This is a genomic window from Ruegeria marisflavi (genome assembly GCF_025673445.1).
In the GTDB taxonomy this organism is placed as follows: Bacteria; Pseudomonadota; Alphaproteobacteria; order Rhodobacterales; family Rhodobacteraceae; genus Ruegeria_B; species Ruegeria_B marisflavi.
Genome location: NZ_JAOVQN010000003.1, coordinates 231,536 through 253,483 on the forward strand (window position 1 = coordinate 231,536; position 21,948 = coordinate 253,483).

The following is a 21,948-nucleotide window of genomic DNA, read 5'->3' on the forward strand; positions in this document are numbered from 1 at the left end:
ATGAGATTAATCGATACTCAAGCCGTCTTGGCGCTCCTGGATCGCAAATGATCAAAAGCTTCAAACTGGGATAGGAAAACCTGCCCTGTCATCTCTTGCAGGAAATGACTGCGTTTCAGCCGGTCCATTACCGGACCTTTGACTTCGGACAGATGCAGCGTGACCCCCAGATCGCGCAGCCGCTGGTTGATGGCCTCCAGCGATTCCAACGCGCTGAAATCCACTTCGTTCACAGCCGAGAACATCAAGATGACATGGCGGATCGTGTTCCGGTCGCGCAGGACGCGTTCGACAACCATATCCTCCATCCGGCGGGCGTTGGCGAAATACAGGCTTTCGTCGATCCGCAGCGTCAGCACATGCGGGTCGGTAACAACATGGTGGCGCAGGATGTTGCGGAAATGCTGGCTACCGGGCACCTGCCCCACTTCGGCGACATGCGGGCGCGAGGTTTTCCAGACAAAGAGCAACAGCGAGACAACGACACCGCTGGCGACACCGGTTTCGACACCGGCGGTCAGGGTCAGCGCAATTGTGGTGAACACCGCCGCAAAATCCGCCCGCGAATAGCTCCAGGCGCGGGTCAGGATCGACAGATCCACCAACGACAGCACCGCCACGATGATCGTGGCCGCCAGCGTCGCCTTGGGCAGGAAATACAAAAGCGGCGTCAGGAACATCGCGGCCACCAGCAGCCCAACAGCGGTAAAGGCGCCCGCCGCGGGCGTTTCGGCGCCGGCATCGAAATTCACCACCGACCGGGCAAAACCACCGGTCACCGGATAGCCGCCCGACAAGGCCGACGACATATTGGCGGCGCCAAGGGCGATCAGCTCCTGGTTCGGATCGATCCGCTGTTTCTTCTTGGCGGCCAGGGTTTGCGCCACGGATACGGATTCCACATATCCGATGACAGACAGCAGCAGCGCCGGACCGGCTAGCGCCGGGATCAGCGGCCATGCCTCCCACGGAACGCCGACGGGCGGCAATCCGGTCGGCACGGTCCCCACCACCTCCACGCCCCAGGATTGCAGATCCAGCGCCCAGGTCACCAGAGTGGTTCCGATCACCGCAAAGATCGGCCCAATCCGCGCCAATGTGGCCGCCAGATGCCGCGACAGGCCGAAATGGCGCTGCAAGGCCGCCGCCATGCCCTTGCGCACCCAGAACAGAAAACCCAGCGCGGCCAGACCGATGATTAGGGTTGCGGGATTTGTCTCATCCAGATGCGCAAAAAGATCAGACAGAAGTCCGGGCAAGCTATGGCCCTGCACCGACACGCCCAGGATATGCTTGAGTTGGCTCGCGGCGATCAGCAGACCCGATGCCGTTATGAACCCGGCAATCACCGGATGGCTGAGGAAATTCGCAACGACCCCCAGCCGGAAAAAACCCATGCCCAGCAGCATCGCGCCGGACAGAAAGGCCAGCATGCCCGCTGCGGTCACGTACTCCGTGACACTTTGCAGACCCAGCGGCGCCAGCGCCGACGCGGTCATCAGCGACACCACGGCCACCGGCCCAACCGCCAGCGCCCGGCTGGTCCCGAACAAGGCATAGGCCACCAGCGGCAGGATCGAGGCATAAAGCCCAACCTCGGCCGGAAGCCCCGCAAGCAAGGCATAGGCCAGCGATTGCGGGATCAGCATAACGGTCACGATCACCGCCGCGATCAGATCACCGCTCAGCTCCACACGGCCATAGCGCCGACCCCAATCCAGGATGGGCAGGTATCGGGCCGATCCGGCGATTACGCTCTTGAAGGTCATACAGTCCCCTGCCCCCGGAATCCCGGTAAATCACATCATATTCACGTAATCTTATATGATTGAATTCATTCAAATGTGAAGAGCAATAGACACAAAAAGAGCGCGGACCGTGGCCCGCGCTCTCGAATGTCAGATTGGCGAAGGATCAGAAGAATGCCTGCAACCCGGATTGCGCCCGCCCCAGGATCAGGGCGTGCACATCATGGGTGCCTTCATAGGTGTTCACCGTCTCCAGGTTCACCATGTGACGGATGACCTGGAATTCCAGGCTGATGCCGTTGCCGCCATGCATATCGCGGGCGTGGCGCGCGATTTCCAGCGCTTTGCCGCAATTGTTGCGCTTGACGATCGAGATCATCTCGGGAGCGGCCTTGGCCTCGTCCATCAGACGACCGACGCGCAGGCTGGCTTGCAGGCCCAGTGCGATCTCGGTCTGCATATTGGCCAGTTTCAGCTGGAACAGCTGGGTCTGGGCCAGCGGGCGGTTGAACTGTTTGCGGTCCAGACCATATTGCCGTGCACCGTGCCAGCAGGCCTCGGCGGCGCCCATCACGCCCCAGCTGATACCGTAACGGGCACGGTTCAGACAGCCGAACGGACCTTTCAGGCCCGAGACATGCGGCAAAAGCGCCTCTTCGCCCACCTCGACACCGTCCATGACGATCTCGCCAGTGATCGAGGCGCGCAGCGACATCTTGTTCTCGATCTTCGGCGCGCTCAGCCCCTTCATGCCTTTTTCCAGGATGAAGCCGCGAATCTTGCCGTCATGCGCCTCGGACTTGGCCCAGACAACAAAAACATCGGCGATCGGCGCGTTCGAAATCCACATCTTGGTGCCGGTCAGCTTGTACCCGCCCTCGGTCTTGACAGCGCGGGTCTTCATGCTGGCGGGGTCCGACCCGGCATCGGGCTCGGTCAGGCCGAAACAGCCGATCCATTCGCCGCTGGCCAGTTTCGGCAGGTATTTCATCCGCTGCTCTTCGCTGCCATAGGCATAGATCGGGTACATCACCAGCGAGCTTTGCACCGACATCATCGAGCGATAGCCGCTATCTACCCGCTCGACCTCGCGCGCGACCAGACCATAGGCCACGTAACCTGCACCGATGCCGCCATAAGCTTCGGGAATTGTGGTGCCCAGCAGGCCCATCTCGCCCATCTCACGGAAGATTTCGGGATCTGTCACCTCGTTCTGGAACGCGGCGGTAACGCGCGGTTGCAGCTTTTCCTGCGCATAGGCGCGGGCCGCATCGGCGATCAGACGTTCGTCTTCCGTCAGCTGGTCGGTCAGGCGGAACGGATCCTCCCAGTCGAAACCACCCAGATCGGGTTTGTCCTTGTCACGCAAGGTGGGCTTGGCAACGGTATCCATAGGGAAACTCCTGATTTGCGGTTTGGGTGCAACATACCTTTCCGAAATGGCAAAAAATAGCGAGACTTTCGCAGGTTTTCATGAGTAAAACGCATACATGCTCGCGCCCAGACGTTTTCTTCCCTCCATTTCATCGCTTCGCGCGCTCGAAGCGCTGGACCGACTCGGCTCGGCCTCGGCGGTGGCCGAGGAATTGTCGCTGACACAGAGCGCGGTCAGCCGCCAGCTCCAGACGCTAGAAACCCAGATGGGAGTCGAGCTGATCCAGCGCGACCGCAAGCGGCTGTCGCTGACACCGGCGGCGCAAAACTATGTCGCCGAGATCCGCGAGGCACTGAACCGCATCGCACAGGCCTCGCTGCGGTTGCAGGTCACGCCGGTTGGCGGCACAGTCAACCTGGCCATCCTGCCGACTTTCGGGATGCGCTGGCTGATGCCGCGCCTGCCCGAATTCGCGCGCCTGCATCCTGATATCACCATCAACATGTCCACCCGGCTGCGCCCGTTCAGCTTTGCTTCTGAACCCTTTGACGCGGCCATACATTTCGGCGAACCGGATTGGCCCGGCACGGACCGGCTGCTGCTCAAGGCGGAGCGAGTGCTGCCGGTCTGCGCGCCCCAGCTATTGCCGCATGGCGCGCCAAAGTCGCCCGCCGACCTGCTCCGTCTGCCGCTCTTGCATATCCAGACCCGCCCGCGCGCCTGGCAGGACTGGTTTACCCAGATGGGCGTCACCTATCCCGACCCCCTGCCCGGCACCTTGCATGACCAGTTTGCCACGATCAGCCAGGCGGCCCTGCACGGGTTGGGTGTGGCGCTGCTGCCGCAATATGTGGTGGAGCAGGATCTGGCCACCGGGCGGCTGATCGCGGCCTATCCCGATGCTGTCGAAACCGTCGGCGCCTATTACCTGGTCTGGCCCCGCGCCAAAGGCGCCGATCCCTCGCTGAGGACCTTTCGCCACTGGCTTGCGGGACAGGCAGAGCCTGAAGAGACCCTGCCGCGCTGAGTGGCTCAGCCCAAGGCGTAACCGGCACCGCGCACGGTGCGCAGCGGATCGCCGCCGCCATATTGGGTCAGCGCCTTGCGCAACCGTCCGATATGCACGTCGACGGTGCGGGTATCGACATAGATGTCGCGGCCCCAGACCCGGTCCAAGAGCTGTTCACGGCTCCAGACCCGGCCGGGTTTCTCCATGAAGGTCGACAGCAGGCGGAATTCGGTCGGACCCAGCTTCAGCGGCTTGTTCGCCCGGCTCACCCGGTGGGTTTCCGAATCCAGCACGATATCCTCGTATTCCAGCCTCAGGCCTACCGCCGAGGGCCGCACCCGCCGCAACTGCCCGCGCACCCGGGCCATCAGCTCGACCACGGAATAGGGTTTCACCACATAGTCGTCCGCGCCGGTTTCCAGACCGCGTACCTTGTCCACTTCCTCGCTGCGCGCCGACAGCATGATCACCGGGATCGAACGGGTTTCGTTCCGGGTCTTCAGGCGCCGGCACACCTCGATCCCGCTCAGGTTCGGCATCATCCAGTCCAGCACGATGATATCCGGCGCATCTTCGTCCACCAACAGCATGGCCTCTTCGCCGTCCTCGGCCTTGAGCACCCGGAACCCTTCGGCCTCCAGATTGTAGGCCAGCACTTCACGCTGAGCCATCTCGTCCTCGACCACAAGCACGGTGGGTTGATCAGCCGACATTGCAGGACCCTCCTGTTCAGACCGTTGTCGAGGTCGTGTCGCCCTTGGGGCGCGCGTCGTCCGGGCGGTTGCCGGTGACAAGATAGACCACCTGTTCGGCAATCGCGGTCACATGATCCCCCATGCGTTCGATGTTCTTGGCGATGAAATGCAGGTGCATGCACGATGTGATGCTGCGCGGATCCTCGGCCATGAAGGTCAGGAACTGGCGGAACAGGGCGTTGTACATCTGGTCCACCTCGTGATCGCGCGTGATGACATCCGATGCCAGTTCCGCATCGCGCTGGATATAGCTGTCGAGTGCGTCCTTCAGCATCAGCTCGACCTCGCGCGCCATGCGCCGGAGCGCGGCGGCGCTGTCCGGCACTTGCGGCACCTCGACCAGAACGGTGGTCCGCTTTGCGATGTTCTTGGCATAGTCGCCGATGCGCTCCAGGTTGGCCGAGACCTTCAGCACCGACAACACCAGCCGCAGATCGCTTGCCGTGGGCGCGCGCAACGCGATCAGGCGGGCGGTCTCCTGGTTGATGATCTCTTCCAGCGCGTCGATGGCCTTGTCGCCGGCGCGCACCTCCTTGGCCAGTTCTACATCGCGCATCTCCAGCGACCGGGCCGAGGACATGATCGCGGCCTCGACCAGCCCGCCCATCTTCATGATATGGGCCTGGATCGCCTCCAGATCGCGGTCATAGGCCGATGTGATATGCTGTTGCACCATGATATTCGTTCCTGTCCTCAGCCGATCCGGCCGGTGATATAGCTTTCCGTGCGCGGATCGACCGGGTTGGTAAAGATCTGGCCCGTCTCGCCGAACTCCACCAGGTTGCCCAGGTGGAAAAAGGCGGTCTTCTGGCTGACTCGCGCGGCTTGCTGCATCGAATGGGTGACGATCACCACCGAATAGTTCTGTCGCAGCTCGTCGATGAGCTCTTCAACCTGAGCGGTAGCGATGGGGTCGAGCGCCGAACAGGGCTCGTCCATCAGCAGCACTTCGGGTTCGGTGGCAATGGCGCGGGCTATACACAGGCGTTGTTGCTGGCCGCCCGACAGGCCGGTGCCCGGCGCATCCAGACGGTCCTTGACCTCGCTCCACAGCGCTCCGCGGCGCAGGGCCTTTTCCACGATCTCGTCCAACTCCGCCTTGTTGCGGGCCAGGCCATGGATACGGGGGCCATAGGCGACATTGTCATAGATCGACTTGGGGAAAGGGTTGGGCTTCTGGAACACCATTCCCACCTTGGCGCGCAACTGCACCGGATCGACGCGGCGGTCATAGATATCCTCGTCATCCAGCCGGAACGATCCCTCGACCCGGGCCGTGGCGATGGTGTCGTTCATCCGGTTGAGACAGCGCAGAAAGGTCGACTTGCCGCAGCCCGACGGGCCGATAAAGGCGGTGACGGTCTTTTCCTCGATGTCGACGTTCACGTCCTTGATCGCGTGCGTCTCGCCGTAATAGACCTGACAGTCCCGGCACTCCATCTTGATGTTCTTGGTTTCCACCACTCTCTCCAGTCGAGACATATCGTTCATTTCCAGGTGCCTCCTTACCAGCGGCGTTCGAACCTGCGGCGCAGGATCACCGCCAGCGTGTTCATCGTCACTAGGAACACCAGCAAGATGATGATGCCGCCCCAGGCGCGTTCGTAAAAGGCCGGATCGGCCCGTTTGGCCCATTCATAGATCTGCGCGGGCATGGCCGAGTTGGGCGACAAGAGGCCAGCGGCCAGGCTGTCGGGCGGGTTCGAGGCGATGAACCCCACCATCCCGATCAGCAACAGCGGTGCGGTTTCCCCCAGCGCCTGCGCCAGACCGATGATGGTCCCGGTCAGGATGCCGGGCGCGGCCAGCGGCAACACGTGATGGAACACCGCCTGCATCTTGGACGCCCCAACCCCCAGCGCCGCGTCGCGGATCGAGGGCGGCACCGCCTTCAGCGAAGCGCGGGTCGAGATGATGATGGTCGGCAGGGTCATCAACGTCAGCACCAGACCACCCACCAGTGGCGCCGACATCGGCAGGTGCATGTAGTTGATGAAGACCGCCAGACCCAGGATACCGAACACGATGGAGGGCACCGCCGCCAGGTTCGAGATATTGACCTCGATGATATCGGTGATCCAGTTCTTGGGCGCGAATTCCTCAAGATAGATCGAGGCGGCCACGCCGATCGGCAGCGACAGCGCCAGCACAACCAGCATCATGAAAAGCGACCCGACCATGGACACGCCGATACCGGCGGATTCGGGCCGCTGATCGGACGCGTCGGACCCCAGGATGAAATCCGGGTTGAAGGTTTTTTTCAGGATACCGGCGGCAGCCAGTTGATCGACGAAATCCAGCTGTTCGGCGCTGATCGACTTGTCATTAGCGATGCTGTCGCGGGTCACGCGCCCTTTCAGATAGCCATCGACGCGGCTGTTGGCCAAAAAGCGAAAGCTGACCGTTTCCCCGATCTTGTCCGGATTGGCGATCACATAGTCGCGCAACTGCGCGGGCGCGCTCTTTGACAGAATGCCGGCCTGATCCTTGGGCTTCAGCTTGGTCTCAAGCCCGCCCTCCTTGACCGCGACGGCAAAGGCATTGTTGATCAGCGGCGCATAGCCAAAGGTCGAGACCTTCTTGATCTCCTCGATATCGCGGTTGCCCTTCTTGTCGAGCTTGCTTTCCGAGAGTTCGACCTCAAGCGTCACAAAGGTCTGGCTATAGGCGCCCACACCCTTCGAGACGATGTTGAACACCAGCACCAGCAGCATGGCGAGGCCAACCGCGATAGCAGCGATGCCATAGGCGCGAAACCGGGCCTCAGCGCGGTTGCGGCGGCGGGTGCGCGCATTCTGCTTTAGCAGCGAGGCACCATGCCGGGTCGCGGGGGCGGAACTTGCACTGAGATCGGTCATTCGTACTGCTCCCGGTACTTGCGCACGATATACAGCGCCAGAACGTTCAGCCCCAGGGTCAGCACGAACAGGGTCAGACCCAGGGCAAAGGCCACCAGCGTTTCGGGGCTGGCAAAATCGGTGTCACCGGTCAGCTGGCTGACGATCCTTGTGGTGATCGTCGTCATCGTGTCCAGCGGGTTGAGCGAGAACTTGGCAATCGCACCCGCCCCCATCACCACGATCATCGTCTCGCCGATGGCGCGCGATGCAGCCAGCAGGATGGCACCCACGATCCCCGGCAGCGCGGCGGGCAGAACCACTTGCCGCACCGTCTCGGACCGGGTCGCGCCCAGGCCCAGAGATCCGTCCCGCATGGATTGCGGTACCGCGTTGATGATATCGTCGCTCAGCGAGCTGACAAAAGGGATCAGCATGATGCCCATGACAACCCCCGCCGTCAGGACCGAGGTCGCCCCCGCCATCCATTCGACGCCCAGCAGGCCGCCCTTGCCGAACACCTGGGCCAGTGTCGGCCCCACGGTCAGCAGGGCAAAGAGGCCGTAGACGATGGTTGGAATGCCCGCCAGGATCTCCAGCAGCGGTTTTGCCAGTGCGCGCGTCGCCTTGCCCGCGTATTCCGACAGATAGATCGCGGCGAAAAGACCGATGGGCACCGACACCAGCAGCGCGATGAACGAGATGTAGAGGGTGCCCCACAAGAGCGGCAGGATCGACAGCTCGCTGTCGCCCCGGAAATTCGGCGCCCAGGTGGACCCGAAAAAGAAGTCCTTCCAGTCATGTAGCCGGAAAAAGTTGCTGGTCTCGAACAGCATCGACAACACGATGCCGATGGTAGTCAGGATCGCCAGCGACGCGGCAACGATCAGCAGAACCAGCACGCCGCGCTCGACCACGTTGCGGGCGCGGAACTCCTTGTTGGTGCGGACATAAGCCCAGCCAAGACCGGCCAGCGCCAGCCCCGTGACCAGAACCGTCATCAACAGCCGACCGGCATGGTTCAACTCGCGCGAGCGCTGCGCCGCCGCCAGAACCTCGGGCCGGACATCGGCTCCCAGCGCCACGCCCACCTCGCCCAACAGTGACCGCACATCCCGCTCGTTCGCGCTCAGCGCGGCGGCTTCGGGCGCGCGCAACAGCCCGGTGTCAACCGCCAGATCAAGCCCCGCAGCCACCCGGCGCACATCCGACATCACCAGCCCGATGGTCGAGCCTTCGGGGACCATGTCCGCCGGGATCAGTTTCGAGACCCGTGTATCGACGATGATCGGCTGCGCCAGCAGCCAGACCGCCAGCACCGCCAGCGCGGGCACCAGCGACGTCAGCGCGACGTTGAACCCATAGTAATTTGGCAGGGAATGAAGCGTTCGCACATCTCCGCCAGCGGATGCAAGCGCACGCGCGCGTCCCATCACGAAACCGGCGGTGGCAAGAACAAGAAGAAGGCAGACCAGCCAAAGCGTCGGCATAGGAACGCACGCCCATATTTGCGGAGAAGGAAAACCGGGGCCGTCGCCCTGCCCCGGCATTTGTCACAATCCCGACAGGGATCAGGAGTTGCCGCCAAGTACCTTTTCTTCGGCAACGGCTTCCTGGGTCTTGGCCAGTTCCGGGTCAGCAACCAGACCATACTCGGCCAGCGGGCCATCGGGGCCTGCGATCTCGTCGGCGATGAAGAACTCGGCGAATTCCTTCAGGCCGGGGATCACACCGATATGTGCCTTCTTGACGTAGAAGTAGAGCGGACGCGACACCGGGTATTCACCGGTTGCGATGCTCTCGGTCGTGGGAACCACACCCGACATGGTCGCCACTTGCAGCTTGTCGGTGTTGTTCTCGTAGAAGGCCAGGCCAAACACGCCGATGCCGTTCTTGTTCGATTCGATGCGGGCCAGCGTCTCGGTATAATCGCCGTCGATATCGACCGACACACCATCGGTGCGCAGCGCGATACAGGCTTTCTCGGCGGCTTTCTTGTCGTCGCCATTAGCGGCCTTGAAGACCTCGAAAGCACCGGTTTCCTCGCAGCCTGCGAGGATAACCTTTTCCTCGAACACTTCGCGGGTGCCGTGCTTGGTGCCCGGGATAAAGGCCTGAATGTCGGTCGCAGGGAAGTTGGCGTTCACATCGGCCCAGGTCTTGTTCGGGTTGTCGACCAGCGCGCCGTCGACCACGATCTTGTCGGACAGTGCCAGGAACCAGTCGGCGGGGGTGAATTCATAGGTGTTGCCGTCGATGTCGCTGGCGAACACGATGCCGTCATAGCCGATGCGAACCTCAATGATATCGGTCACGCCGTTTTCGGCACAGACGGCGATTTCCTTGTCCTTGATCTTGCGCGAGGCGTTGGCCACGTCGATGGTGTTTTCGCCCACGCCTTCGCAGAACCGCTTCAGACCGGCCGAGGAGCCGCCCGATTCCACCACCGGGGTCGGGAAGTCGAAGTTTTCACCAAAAGCTTCGGCCACGATCGAGGCATAGGGCAGAACGGTCGAGGAACCGGCCACCTGGACCTGATCGCGGGCGGCGGCGGCGGTGGCCGAAACAGCAGCAATTGCCAGGGCCGAGGCCGAGAGTTTCACAAAGGACATTGCAGTCTCCATGACAGCGAAAGTGTAGTGATCATCCCCATGATGATCTCGCCGCGACTCCTAGGGGCGGTGCATGAGCCTTTTGTGACGGTTATGTAACAGGCATATGACAAAGCCCGGCCAAGTGTCGGAAAAAGGAATGTGACAGCCATTAAACCGGCGTGTGACAGAGGCCGGGCGTCGCCCGGGCCGCAAAACCGGTCAGCGGGGCAGAATCACCGTGAACGTCGTGCCCGCGCCCAGGGCGCTTTCCACCCGCAGGCGACCGCGATGGCGGTTGATGATGTGCTTGACGATGGCCAGGCCCAGACCGGTGCCGCCCTTCTGCCGCGACCGGTGGCTGTCGACCCGGTAAAACCGTTCGGTCAGACGTGGCAGGTGGATGGGGTCGATCCCTGCCCCCTTGTCCATCACCAGCAGCCGCACCGCAGGCCCGCGAACGGCCGGATCACGCTCGACCTCGGTCAAGCTTACCCGGACCTCGCCGCCGCTGCTGCCATATTTGATCGCGTTCTCGATCAGGTTTGTCAGCACCTGCCGGATCTGGTCGGTATCGCCGGTCACGTTGACCGGATGCCCGGGCCCATCCGAGATCAGCTCGACCCCCGCCTCCTCGGCCAGCGGCCTGAGCGAGTTCAGGGTCGATGCGATCTGCGCCGTCAGATCGACCTGATCGCGCGGGCGCACCCGCTCGTCGGTTTCCACCCGGTTCAACGACAACAGATCCCCCACCAGCCGATTCATCCGGCTGGCCTCCTGCTCCATGATCTCCAGGAACCGGGCCCGGGCCGCGGCATCGTCGCGGGCGGGGCCGCGCAGGGTTTCGATGAACCCCATGATCGCCGTCAGCGGCGTGCGCAATTCATGGCTGACATTGGCGACGAAATCGCGCCGCATCTGGCTGGCCTGTTCCACCGGCGTCACGTCGATGAAACTGACCAGCACCGCACCGCCCTCCACCGCGCCCACGCCGTGCACATAACGGCAGGTGACGTCAAACGAGGTGTCCTGCGCGCCGTCATTGCCGAGGTACTTGCTGCGGGCGCCTGCCTTGTCGCGCAGGGATTTCTCGATCGCCTCGATCACCTGAGGCTGTCGCAGGATGGTGGCGAAATGGCGGCCGGTGATCTGGCTGCCAAAGAGCATGCGCGCCTCGGTGTTGGCGGCCAGGATGCGTTCGGACTGGTCCACCAGCAGCGCCGGCAGGGGCACCGCCGCAACAAGGTCCTGGATCACGGTTTCCGACACCATTCCCGCCTTTCGCCCCCGGTCTTATTCGACGGGAACCAGCGTGTCGCGGAACCGGCGCATGTTGTCCTGATAGTGCTTGGCGCTCCAGGCGATGCGCGCCACGACGGCCTCGTCCAGTTGCCGCACGACCCGGCCCGGGGCCCCCATTACCAGCGAGTTGTCGGGGATTTCCTTGTTCTCGGTGATCAGCGCCCCCGCCCCGATCAGGCAGTTGCGGCCGATCTTGGCCCCGTTCAACACCGTCGCGCCCATGCCGACCAGCGTATTGTCGCCAATGGTGCAACCATGCAGCATGACCTTGTGTCCGATGGTGCAGTTCGTGCCGATGCTGAGCGGATAGCCCGCGTCGATATGCATGACGCAGTTTTCCTGCACATTCGATCCCGCGCCGACGCGGATCTCCTCGTGATCGGCGCGGATGGTGCAGCCAAACCAGACCGAGGCGCCCTCTTCCAGCACCACCTTGCCAATGAGGTTGGCATCGGGCGCGACCCAGGTGTCGGGATGGATCTCTGGGCGGTGGTCACCCAGGGCATAGATAGTCATGACAGGTCCTCGAATTCGGCTTGCAGCTTGCGCACGTGCTCCTGCAACGCGGGCTGCTGGATGCGGCGCATGCGTTCGGCGCTGACGATGGTTTTCAGTTTTTCCTCGGTGCTGTCCAGATCGTCGTTGATCAGGACATAATCGTAATAGCCCCAGTGGCTGATCTCGTCCCAGCTTTTCAGCATCCGGCGCGAGATCACCTCGGCGCTGTCCTGACCCCGGCTCTCCAGCCTGCGGCGCAACTCCTTGATCGACGGCGGCAGGATGAAGATCGACAGCGCATGCTTGCCCAGGTCCGAGTTGCGGATCTGGATCTCGCCCTGCCAGTCGACATCGAACAACACGTCCTGACCCGCATCGATCGTGTCGCGCACGGGGCCTGCGGGCGAGCCGTAGAAATTGCCGAACACATGGGCATGTTCCAGCATCTCGCCGCGCCGGACCTGCCCCTTGAACTGCTCTTCGGTCAGAAAGAAATACTCGCGCCCGTGTTCCTCGCCCGGGCGAGGCGCGCGGGTGGTGGCCGAGACCGAGAATTTCAGGCCGGGATCCCAAGCCATCAGCCTGCGTGCCAGCGTCGACTTGCCTGCCCCCGAAGGCGAGGACAGGATGATCAATAACCCGCGACGGTCTGTCATCTGCTGGGGTCCTTTCCGTTATTCCACATTCTGCACCTGTTCGCGCATCTGGTCGATCACGGCCTTCAGCTCCAGCCCTACAGCCGTCAGGTCCGCGTTTTGCGATTTTGAACACAGCGTGTTGGCCTCGCGGTTGAACTCCTGCATCAGGAAGTCCAGCTTGCGCCCCACCGCGCCGCCCTGCGCCAGCAGCCCCCGCGCGGCACGCACATGGGCGCGCAGCCGGTCGAGCTCTTCGGTGACGTCCGCCTTGACCGCCAGCAGCGCCAGTTCCTGCGCCACGCGGTCGGGGTCGGCGCCGTCGGTATTGTCCAGCACACGGGCCAGATTGGCCCGCAGGGTTTCGGCCACCGCCTCCTTGCGCGCCTCGGCCAGTTCCGATGCCTGGGCCGTCAGCTCCTCGACCCGGGTCAGCTGGTTTTGCAAAATCTCGGCCAGTGCCATCCCTTCGGCCTCGCGCATCTGCACGAATGCCTGTACCAGCGGCCCGAATTCGGCTTTCAGCTCGGCAATGACCGGGGTCAGGTCCTCTTCACCGCTGCCCGCGTCCAAAACGCCCCGCAGCGCCAGCAGATCGGCGGCGCAGGAGGGCGCCAGCGTCAGCCCGCGCGCCATGGCCTGTTCCTCGGTCTCGGCCAGCGCATCCAGCACCGCCGCCAGCGCGGCTTGGTTCAGCGCCAGGCTGGGCACCTCTTCGCCCCGCCCCAGCCGCAGCGTCAGGTTCACGCTGCCCCGGCTCAGCGCCTTGGTCAGGTCGGCCCTCAGCGCCGCCTCCAGCCCGTCCAGCCAGTCGGGCACGCGCAAACGCAGATCGAGACCCTTGGCGTTCACGCTGCGCAGGTCCCAGCTCCAGGAAAACGGAGCTTTTTCACCGCGCGCCGAGGCGAATGCCGTCATGGATCTGATCATCTTGTTCAACTCCCGTCCCGAACTGCGATCGTGCTTGTTCCGCCGCACCTAATGCGAACCCCCGCCTCAGGGCAAGACCCGGCCGAATTATCCGCGAGTTTAGAACAATTAACCATTCATTAAGGAAATGCTCCAAAATAGGAGCTTCCCGTGGCACGTTAACACTTGGGTAACCTGTTCTGAATCGGGCGCATGCAGGCGCACAGAGCGAAACGGGCGGGTGGGCTTCGGGTCAACAGGTGGCGTCATGACGATTTTTTTGGGTGGCCGTTCCAGGGCCGAAACGGGGAACGTAATCTCGATGGACCGGTTTCGCAGTGGTCGCAGTGTGTCTCCGATCCGGCAGGCCGAGGCCTATTGGTCGGCGCTGCGGCGGCAGGGCGATGTGCCGAAACGCTCCGACATCGACCCGCGCGGTCTGGAAAACATCCTTGAATACACGTTCATCCTCGAACGTATCGCCCCCGGCGTGGCCCGGTTCCGTCTGGCGGGCAACCACCTGTCCCGGATCCTGGGCATGGAGGTGCGCGGCATGCCGGTGACTGCCCTCTTCTCGGCCATGGCCCGGGCCGAGGCTGCGGCGGCACTCGAACACATCTTTCTGGCTCCGGCCATTGCCGAACTGTCCCTGATCAGCGCAAACAACAGCGGTGCGGTTCCTCAGGTCGAGGCGCGCACCATTCTACTGCCGTTGAAAAGCGATCAGGGTGGTGTCAGCCGGGCGCTTGGCGTTCTTGTCGCCGACGGGCCGCTGGGCGCCGGTGGCCTGCGGTTTGATATCGCAAGCTCGAACCTCAGGAAAATCGACGCCCGGCTCGCCCAGAGCAATGTCGAACCCGCTCTCGGTCTTGCCGAGGATCAGGCCCGGATCAGCCGGAACGCGCCGGGATTGCGCGTGGTCTCCCGAGAAGACTGAAACCGGACCGCGGGTGATGGCCCGGTCTCACCGGGCCATCTCGCTTTGGATCAGACCGCCGCGCGGCGACGCTGCATGGTGCGCAGCTTGGACAGTTCCTCGGCCACCAGGAAGGCCAGTTCCAGCGACTGGCTGGCATTCAGGCGCGGGTCGCAGGCGGTGTGGTACCGGTCGCTCAGATCCTCGTCGGTCACTGCGCGCACGCCACCAGTGCATTCGGTCACGTCCTGACCGGTCATCTCGAAATGCACGCCACCGGGGATGGTACCCTCGGCCTGATGCACGGCAAAGAAGTCGCGCACCTCGCGCAGCACCAGATCGAACGGGCGCGTCTTGTAACCAGATGCCGATTTGATCGTGTTGCCATGCATCGGGTCACAGACCCAGGTCACCTTGGCACCTTCCTCGCGCACCGCCTGGATCAGGCGCGGCAGATGCTCGCCCGCCTTGCCCGCCCCGAACCGCGCGATCAGGGTCAGCTTGCCCTCTTCGTTCTCCGGGTTCAGCTTGGCCATCAGCACCTTGAGGTCCTCGGCGGTGGTTGTGGGGCCACATTTCAACCCGATAGGGTTCAGCACGCCCCGGCAGAATTCCACATGTGCGCCGTCCGGCTGCCGGGTCCGGTCGCCGATCCAGATCATGTGCCCCGAGCCCGCCAGCCAGTTGCCCGAGGTCGAATCGAGCCGGGTCAGCGCCTCTTCATACTCCAGCAACAGCCCTTCGTGGCTGGTATAGAATTCAACGGTCGAGAATTCATGAGTGGTGTCGGCCGTGATGCCAGCCGCACCCATGAAGTCGATCGTGTCCTGGATGCGATCGGCGATCTCGGAATATTTCTGCACGTCCTGATCGTTGGTGAACCCCAGCGTCCAGGAATGCACCCGGCTCATGTCGGCGAAACCGCCGGTCGAAAAGGCGCGCAGCAGGTTCAGCGTCGCGGCTGCCTGGGTATAGGCCTGCAACATCTTGCGCGGGTCCGGAATGCGGGCCTCAGGAGTGAAGGCCAGCTCGTTGATGATGTCGCCCCGGTAGCTCGGCAATTCAACCCCGTTCACCACTTCGGTCGGCGCGCTACGCGGCTTGGCGAACTGACCGGCCATCCGGCCCACCTTGATCACCGGCACCTTGGCGCCATAGGTCAGCACCATCGCCATCTGCAACATCACCTTGAAAGTGTCGCGAATGCCGTCCGCGCTGAACTGCTCGAAGCTCTCGGCGCAATCGCCGCCCTGAAGCAGAAAGGCCTCGCCGCGTCCGGCAGCCCCCAGATGGCGCTTCAGGCGCCGCGCCTCACCGGCAAAAACCAGCGGCGGATACTTGGAAAGCTGCGCCTCGACCTGGGACAGGGCGTCCGGATCGGTATAGTCGGGCATCTGAACCCGCGGTTTGGCGCGCCAGTTCGATTTTTGCCACTCGCTCATAGCTTTTCTCCGCAACGATAACGACAGGTGGCCTCTATACAAAAACGATGTGGCAGTGACCATATCCGATTTGCGCCCCTTGACGTCGCAAACAAGCTCTGGCCAATGTGAAATGACACAGCTCTTGCGTCCAATCGGTCGCAGGATGCCAGCCAAGGACAGAAATCAATGAAAGAGCAACGTCAAGTTGTCAAAGTCGATACCTCTGGCAAGAAGCCGCAGAGGTTTGTTTTTGTTCTGCTCGATCAATTCACGATGCTGTGTTTCGCCTGTGCGGTGGAATCGCTGCGCATCGCCAACCGGATGGCGGGCCAGACGCTTTATGAATGGCTGGTCGTTGGCGAGGGTGGCGTTTCGGCCACCTGTTCCAACGGCACCGTCTTCAAGCTTGACGGCGACCTTGGCGAATTGCGGCGCGAGGACATGGTGCTCGTTTGTGGCGGCATCGACGTGCAAAAGGCCACTACCCGCAAGGTGGTCAGCTGGCTGCGCCGCGAGGCGCGGCGCGGTCCGGTCATCGGCGGGCTCTGCACCGCTGGTTACACCCTGGCCAAGGCCGGGCTTCTGGATGGCAAGCGCGCCACCATCCACTGGGAAAACCAGGACAGCTTTGTCGAGGAATTCGAAGAGGTCACCCTGACCAAATCGGTCTTTGTGGTCGACGGCAACCGGATCACCACCGCGGGCGGCACCGCCTCGATCGACCTCATGCTCAAGCTGATCGCCAACCAGCATGGCGAGGAACTGGCCAATGCGGTAGCCGACCAGCTGATCTATTCCTCGATCCGCACCGATCAGGATACCCAGCGCCTGTCGACGCCGACCCGCATCGGCGTACGCCACCCCAAGCTGAGCCAGGTCATCCAGATGATGGAGCGCAATATCGAAGAGCCGATCTCGCCCGCCGCGCTGGCCAAGGATGTGGGCATGTCGACCCGGCAGCTGGAGCGGCTGTTTCGCCGTTATCTCAGCCGCAGCCCGAAACGGTACTACATGGAACTGCGCCTGCAAAAGGCCCGCAACCTGCTCATGCAAACCGATATGAGCGTGATCAACGTGGCGCTGGCCTGCGGCTTTGCCTCGCCCAGCCATTTCTCGAAATGCTACCGGGCGCATTACAACACCACGCCCTATCGCGAACGCGGTGCCCAAAGTACCCGGCTGTCGGTCTGAACCGCGACGGCAGAGGGGGCGCCGCCCCTGCCGCACTTTCGGGCAACTCCCCCGGAGTATTTTTGGCAAAGTGAAGATGCGGGAGGCTTTTCGGATCAGAACTTGTCGAAGATCTTGTCGGCATTGGTATTGAGGTTGAACCTCAGGGCAACCAGCCCCTCTTCCCGGCGATGCAGGAAGGCATAGAAATACACGTAGGATTTCTGCCGGTTCCAATAGACCCGCATCTCCTGGCTGAAGTCGGGCGTCAGTTCCACCCGTTTAAGCACCGCGCTGCCGGTAAAGTCGTAGGGCATGGCGTTCAGCAGCTGCGCATTGGTCGCCTTCAGCTCGGCTTCGGTATATTCGTCTTCTCCGCCCAGGCTGTTAATCAGAGACACGAAATCCCGCGACATGATCTTGTTATCGACGAACCGGGCATATTCGGCATAAGTGCCGAACACCCTGTCCTCGGCACTGGCCGTGCCAGGGGTCAAGAACATCAGAACCAAGATCAATCGCCACATGGTGCCCTCCCGCATTGACGCGTCAGGCCCAGCCTAGGAAGCGGGGTGCATCCTGTAAACCGTGCCGCGCCCTTCGGAAATGAACCAGATCGTGCCGTCGGGCGCCTCGACGATGTCGCGCACGCGCTCGGTCTCAGCGCTCTTGATCTGCTCTGCCGCGCGCAACGGCGCCCCGGACAGGCGGGCGATATGGTCGAACTTCAGCGACCCGACAAGGATATGACCGCGCCAGCGGGGCCACAGCTTGCCGGAATAGACCAGCAGGCCCGAGGGCGCGATTGACGGGTCCCAATAGAAACGCGGCTGCTCCATCCCCGTCTTGTGCGTGCCCTCGCCGATCTTCTTGCCCGAATACTCGACCCCGTAGGAAATCACCGGCCAGCCGTAATTCGTGCCCTTGCGGATCAGGTTGATCTCGTCGCCGCCTTTGGCCCCATGTTCCGAGATCCAGAGCTGCCCCTGCCCGTCCAGCCCCGCACCTTGCGGATTGCGATGCCCCCAGGACCAGATCTCAGGCCGCACACCCTGCTGACCAACAAAGGGGTTGTCGGCCGGCACGCTGCCATCCGGTCGAATGCGGATCACGCTGCCATTGTGATTTGACCGGTCCTGCGCCGTGGCGCCCTCGCCCCGGTCGCCCAACGTGACGAAGAGCGTGCCATCGGCGGCCTCGACCACGCGGCTGCCAAAGTGCCGCCCGCCCTTGCTGACCGGCGCGGCCTCGAAGATCGTGCGCACCTGTTCCAGCCTCCGGTTGTCGGGGCTCAGTCGGGCCACGGCCACCGAGGTTCCGGCGCCGCCACCCGGCTGCCGCCGGGCATAGGTTAGGTACAGCCTGCGGCTTTGCGCAAAATCCCGAGCCAGCGTGATGTCGAGCAGCCCGCCCTGCCCCGATGCCCGGACACGCGGCACGCCCGCCACCGGATCAAGCCGCCCGTCCCGCGCAAGAACCAGCCGTCCGCCGCGTTCGGTGACCAGCGCCCCCCCCTCTGGCAGCGGTGCAACCGCCCAGGGCGTATCCAGCCCCTCGGCCATGATCTCCAGCCGCACCTGTCCCGCGGATGTGGTCAGAACCGATTGCGCAGCAGCGATGGAACCAAAGAAGGAAAGGGCCAGAATCAACGCGGCGAAAGAACGGGAAAACATGCTCCAACCTCTTGTGGCAGCGGTACCATCACCGCCGGTTTCCCAAAAAAACCTAGGCGATTTCCCCAGCAAAACCACTTTTTCGTTAGGACTTTCCTTTTTCCCGCAGCTTGCCTAATTTCGTTGCAGAACGATTGCGTTCCAACAAGGGAGTAACTCATGAAAAAACTGCTTACGGCCACTGCGGCCTCCGCACTGATGGCCAGCGCCGCGTTTGCTGGTGGTCACGCCAAGGAAGTCAAGATCGGCGTGATCCTGGGCTTCACCGGCCCGATCGAATCGCTGACCCCGTCGATGGCCGACGGCGCCGAACTGGCGATGAAGGAAGTCAGCGACTCCGGTCTGCTGCTGGACGGTGCCACCGTGACCTCGGTCCGCGCCGACTCGACCTGCGTCGACGCCGCAGCCGCTACCGCCGCCGCCGAACGTCTGGTGACCTCGGACAAGGTTGACGGCATCATGGGCGCCGACTGCTCGGGCGTGACCGGTGCGATCCTGTCGAACGTCGCCGTTCCGAACGGCGTCGTGATGATCTCACCCTCGGCCACCTCGCCCGCGCTGTCGACCGCCGAAGACAACGGCCTGTTCTTCCGCACCGCGCCGTCGGATGCCCGCCAGGGCGTTGTGATGACCGAGATCCTGATGGAAGAAGGCATCAAGGAAGTCGCGCTGACCTATACCAACAACGACTATGGCAAGGGTCTGGCCGACAGCTTCCAGGGGGCATTCGAAGCCGCCGGCGGCAAGGTGACCATCTCGGCCGCGCATGAAGACGGCAAGGCCGACTACTCGGCCGAAGTCGGCGCGCTGGCCGCTGCCGGCGGCGAGCGTCTGGTGGTTGCCGGTTACGTCGACCAGGGCGGTTCGGGCATCGTGCGCTCCGCCATCGACTCGGGCGCGTTTGACACCTTCCACTTCCCCGACGGTATGATCGGCGCCAAGCTCGAAGAGAACTTCGGCGACGAGATCGACGGCTCGACCGGCCAGCATCCCGGCACCGACAGCCCGGGCGTGTCCAAGTACGAGGAAATCGTTGCCGGTGCCTTCGACGCCACCTCGCCCTTCACTCCCGAAGCGTATGACGCCGCGGCCCTGATCCTGCTCGCGATGCAGGCGGCAAACTCCAAGGACTCGGCCGACTACAAAGAGCACGTCATGCATGTCGCCAACGCACCGGGTGAGAAGATCTATCCCGGCGAACTGGCCAAGGCATTGCAGATCATCAAGGACGGCGGCGATGTCGACTATGTCGGCGCAACCGCGGTCGAGCTGATCGGACCCGGCGAAAGCGCCGGCAACTACCGCCAGATCAAGGTTGATGGCGGCAAGATCACCACGGCCAAATTCCGTTGATCGCCCAGCGATGATGTACTGAAGAGCAGCCCGGGCCTTGTGTCCGGGCTGTTTCAATGACAAAAGGCCGCACCTCGCACGGGGGATGAGGCAACAACAACAGGGCTGCGCATCGTATGCGGCCTCGGGGGATAACATGATCGTCGTCGAAGACGTGCACAAGCACTTCGGCGGGTTCCATGCGGTGGATGGTGCATCGCTGGAAATCGCCAAGGGCTCCATCACCGGCCTGATCGGGCCGAACGGAGCCGGTAAGACCACTCTGTTCAACGTGATCGCCGGAGTCTTGCCGCCCACCAGCGGCAAGGTCACCATGGATGGCGAGGATATCACCGGCCTGCCGCCGCACGACCTGTTCCACAAGGGGCTGCTCCGGACCTTTCAGATCGCGCATGAATTCAGCTCGATGAGCTGCCGCGAGAACCTGATGATGGTGCCCGGCGGGCAGATCGGCGAAACGCTGTGGAACACCTGGTTCGGGCGCAAGCGCATTGCCAACCAGGAGCGCGCACTCAGGGCCAAGGCCGACGAGGTGCTGGAGTTCCTGACCATCAGCCACTTGGCCGATCACAAGGCGGGCCAGGTCTCGGGCGGACAGAAGAAACTGCTGGAACTGGGCCGCACCATGATGGTGGATGCCAAGATCGTGTTCCTGGACGAGGTCGGCGCCGGTGTGAACCGCACCCTGCTGATGACCATCGCCGACACCATCCTGCGGCTCAACAAGGAACGTGGCTATACCTTTGTCGTGATCGAGCACGACATGGATTTCATCGGCAAGATCTGCGATCCCGTCATCTGCATGGCCGAAGGCCGGGTTCTGGCCAAGGGCACGCTTGACGAGATCAAGGCCAACGAGCAGGTGATCGAGGCCTATCTGGGCACCGGCCTGAAGAACAAGGAAAAGTTGGAGGCAGGCGCATGAGCGGCAATCCCTATCAGGACGGTCGCGGCAACAAGGACGCCTCGATCACCAACCCTCACGGCATCGGCACCATGACCCCCGCCCACCGCAAGAGCGGCCCCACGACCAAGGTCGACGGCGGTCCATTCCTGATCGGCGACACCATGACCGGCGGTTATGGCAAGGGCCCCGATATCCTGCATGAATGCACCATCGCGGTGAACCCGGGCGAGATCGCCGTCATCGTCGGCCCCAACGGCGCCGGCAAATCGACCGCAATGAAGGCGGTGTTCGGCATGCTCGACGTGCGTTCGGGCTCGGTGCGGCTGGATGGCGAGGACATCACCAAGCTCACGCCACAGGACCGTGTGGTCAAGGGCATGGGTTTCGTGCCGCAGACCAACAACATCTTCACTTCGATGACAGTAGAAGAGAACCTGGAAATGGGCGCCTTCATCCGCCGCGACGACATCCGCGAGACCATGGAACAGGTCTATGACCTGTTCCCGATCCTGCGCGAGAAGCGCTATCAGGCGGCGGGCGAGCTTTCCGGCGGCCAGCGCCAGCAGGTCGCCGTGGGCCGGGCGCTGATGACCAAGCCCAAGGTGCTGATGCTCGACGAACCGACCGCAGGCGTCAGCCCCATCGTGATGGACGAGCTGTTCGACCGCATCATCGAGGTCAGCCGCACCGGCCTGCCGATCCTTATGGTCGAGCAGAACGCCAAACAGGCGCTCGCCATCGCCGACAAGGGATATGTGCTGGTTCAGGGCCGCAATGCCTTTACCGGCACCGGCAAGGAACTGCTCGAAGATCCCGAAGTGCGCAAATCTTTCCTGGGAGGCTGAG

General features: G+C 62.9%; 21 protein-coding genes. 6 read left to right on the forward strand and 15 right to left on the reverse strand.

Annotated elements, in window-relative coordinates; genetic code table 11:
• Positions 1-17: 17 nt before the first annotated feature.
• Both OEZ49_RS04945 and OEZ49_RS04950 read right to left on the reverse strand, forming a co-directional pair.
• Positions 18-1,769, reverse strand: coding sequence for a SulP family inorganic anion transporter (locus OEZ49_RS04945; protein ID WP_263387277.1), 1,752 nt, complete (start codon positions 1,767-1,769; stop codon positions 18-20).
• 145 nt (positions 1,770-1,914) lie between these two features.
• Positions 1,915-3,141: an acyl-CoA dehydrogenase gene (locus OEZ49_RS04950; RefSeq protein WP_263387278.1), complete on the reverse strand. Its 1,227-nt coding sequence runs from the start codon at positions 3,139-3,141 to the stop codon at positions 1,915-1,917.
• A 97-nt stretch (positions 3,142-3,238) separates the two neighbouring features.
• Here OEZ49_RS04950 and OEZ49_RS04955 point away from each other — a divergent pair, with 97 nt between their 5' ends.
• Positions 3,239-4,150, forward strand: a complete 912-nt coding sequence (locus tag OEZ49_RS04955) for a LysR substrate-binding domain-containing protein (RefSeq protein ID WP_263387279.1) — start codon at positions 3,239-3,241, stop codon at positions 4,148-4,150.
• 5 nt (positions 4,151-4,155) lie between these two features.
• Here OEZ49_RS04955 and phoB read toward each other — a convergent pair whose 3' ends face one another.
• The 10 genes from phoB to OEZ49_RS05005 form a co-directional block, all read right to left on the reverse strand.
• Entirely contained in the window at positions 4,156-4,845 is a 690-nt protein-coding gene (phoB, locus tag OEZ49_RS04960; RefSeq protein WP_263387280.1) for a phosphate regulon transcriptional regulator PhoB, read from the reverse strand.
• 16 nt (positions 4,846-4,861) lie between these two features.
• On the reverse strand, positions 4,862-5,563 hold the full coding sequence (phoU, locus tag OEZ49_RS04965) for a phosphate signaling complex protein PhoU (protein ID WP_263387281.1): 702 nt from the start codon (positions 5,561-5,563) through the stop codon (positions 4,862-4,864).
• A gap of 17 nt (positions 5,564-5,580) precedes the next feature.
• Positions 5,581-6,378, reverse strand: coding sequence for a phosphate ABC transporter ATP-binding protein PstB (pstB, locus tag OEZ49_RS04970; RefSeq protein WP_263387282.1), 798 nt, complete (start codon positions 6,376-6,378; stop codon positions 5,581-5,583).
• A 14-nt stretch (positions 6,379-6,392) separates the two neighbouring features.
• Positions 6,393-7,745 carry a phosphate ABC transporter permease PstA gene (pstA, locus tag OEZ49_RS04975; RefSeq protein ID WP_263387283.1) on the reverse strand — a complete coding sequence of 451 codons (1,353 nt, stop codon included), beginning with the start codon at positions 7,743-7,745 and terminating at the stop codon, positions 6,393-6,395.
• Entirely contained in the window at positions 7,742-9,214 is a 1,473-nt protein-coding gene (gene pstC, locus OEZ49_RS04980; RefSeq protein WP_263387284.1) for a phosphate ABC transporter permease subunit PstC, read from the reverse strand. The genes pstA and pstC overlap by 4 nt, the downstream gene beginning before the upstream one ends.
• An 81-nt stretch (positions 9,215-9,295) precedes the next feature.
• Positions 9,296-10,336 (reverse strand): substrate-binding domain-containing protein, encoded by a 1,041-nt coding sequence (locus OEZ49_RS04985; RefSeq protein ID WP_263387285.1) that lies wholly within the window; start codon positions 10,334-10,336, stop codon positions 9,296-9,298.
• Between the two features lie 201 nt (positions 10,337-10,537).
• A complete protein-coding gene (locus OEZ49_RS04990) occupies positions 10,538-11,584 on the reverse strand; it encodes a sensor histidine kinase (protein WP_263387339.1) in 1,047 nt (348 codons plus the stop codon).
• Positions 11,585-11,608: 24 nt separating this feature from the next.
• Positions 11,609-12,133 (reverse strand): gamma carbonic anhydrase family protein, encoded by a 525-nt coding sequence (locus OEZ49_RS04995; RefSeq protein ID WP_263387286.1) that lies wholly within the window; start codon positions 12,131-12,133, stop codon positions 11,609-11,611.
• Entirely contained in the window at positions 12,130-12,771 is a 642-nt protein-coding gene (gene gmk, locus OEZ49_RS05000; protein WP_263387287.1) for a guanylate kinase, read from the reverse strand. The genes OEZ49_RS04995 and gmk overlap by 4 nt, the downstream gene beginning before the upstream one ends.
• An 18-nt stretch (positions 12,772-12,789) precedes the next feature.
• Entirely contained in the window at positions 12,790-13,680 is an 891-nt protein-coding gene (locus tag OEZ49_RS05005; RefSeq protein WP_263387288.1) for a YicC/YloC family endoribonuclease, read from the reverse strand.
• A gap of 247 nt (positions 13,681-13,927) precedes the next feature.
• On the opposite strand from OEZ49_RS05005, the gene OEZ49_RS05010 reads away from it, so the two are divergent.
• Positions 13,928-14,596 (forward strand): PAS domain-containing protein, encoded by a 669-nt coding sequence (locus tag OEZ49_RS05010; protein WP_263387289.1) that lies wholly within the window; start codon positions 13,928-13,930, stop codon positions 14,594-14,596.
• 50 nt (positions 14,597-14,646) lie between these two features.
• Here OEZ49_RS05010 and OEZ49_RS05015 read toward each other — a convergent pair whose 3' ends face one another.
• Entirely contained in the window at positions 14,647-16,017 is a 1,371-nt protein-coding gene (locus OEZ49_RS05015) for a class II 3-deoxy-7-phosphoheptulonate synthase (protein ID WP_164127867.1), read from the reverse strand.
• Between the two features lie 168 nt (positions 16,018-16,185).
• On the opposite strand from OEZ49_RS05015, the gene OEZ49_RS05020 reads away from it, so the two are divergent.
• Positions 16,186-17,190: a GlxA family transcriptional regulator gene (locus OEZ49_RS05020; RefSeq protein WP_263387290.1), complete on the forward strand. Its 1,005-nt coding sequence runs from the start codon at positions 16,186-16,188 to the stop codon at positions 17,188-17,190.
• A 95-nt stretch (positions 17,191-17,285) separates the two neighbouring features.
• Here OEZ49_RS05020 and OEZ49_RS05025 read toward each other — a convergent pair whose 3' ends face one another.
• Positions 17,286-17,696: a hypothetical protein gene (locus OEZ49_RS05025; RefSeq protein WP_263387291.1), complete on the reverse strand. Its 411-nt coding sequence runs from the start codon at positions 17,694-17,696 to the stop codon at positions 17,286-17,288.
• Between the two features lie 33 nt (positions 17,697-17,729).
• Positions 17,730-18,842 (reverse strand): PQQ-dependent sugar dehydrogenase, encoded by a 1,113-nt coding sequence (locus OEZ49_RS05030; RefSeq protein WP_263387292.1) that lies wholly within the window; start codon positions 18,840-18,842, stop codon positions 17,730-17,732.
• 159 nt (positions 18,843-19,001) lie between these two features.
• On the opposite strand from OEZ49_RS05030, the gene OEZ49_RS05035 reads away from it, so the two are divergent.
• From OEZ49_RS05035 to OEZ49_RS05045, 3 genes are all read left to right on the forward strand, one after another.
• Complete coding sequence (locus tag OEZ49_RS05035; RefSeq protein ID WP_164127875.1) at positions 19,002-20,195, forward strand: ABC transporter substrate-binding protein; 1,194 nt, start codon at positions 19,002-19,004, stop codon at positions 20,193-20,195.
• 136 nt (positions 20,196-20,331) lie between these two features.
• A complete protein-coding gene (locus OEZ49_RS05040) occupies positions 20,332-21,120 on the forward strand; it encodes an ABC transporter ATP-binding protein (protein WP_263387293.1) in 789 nt (262 codons plus the stop codon).
• Complete coding sequence (locus OEZ49_RS05045) at positions 21,117-21,947, forward strand: ABC transporter ATP-binding protein (RefSeq protein ID WP_164127879.1); 831 nt, start codon at positions 21,117-21,119, stop codon at positions 21,945-21,947. The genes OEZ49_RS05040 and OEZ49_RS05045 overlap by 4 nt, the downstream gene beginning before the upstream one ends.
• Position 21,948: the final 1 nt, after the last annotated feature.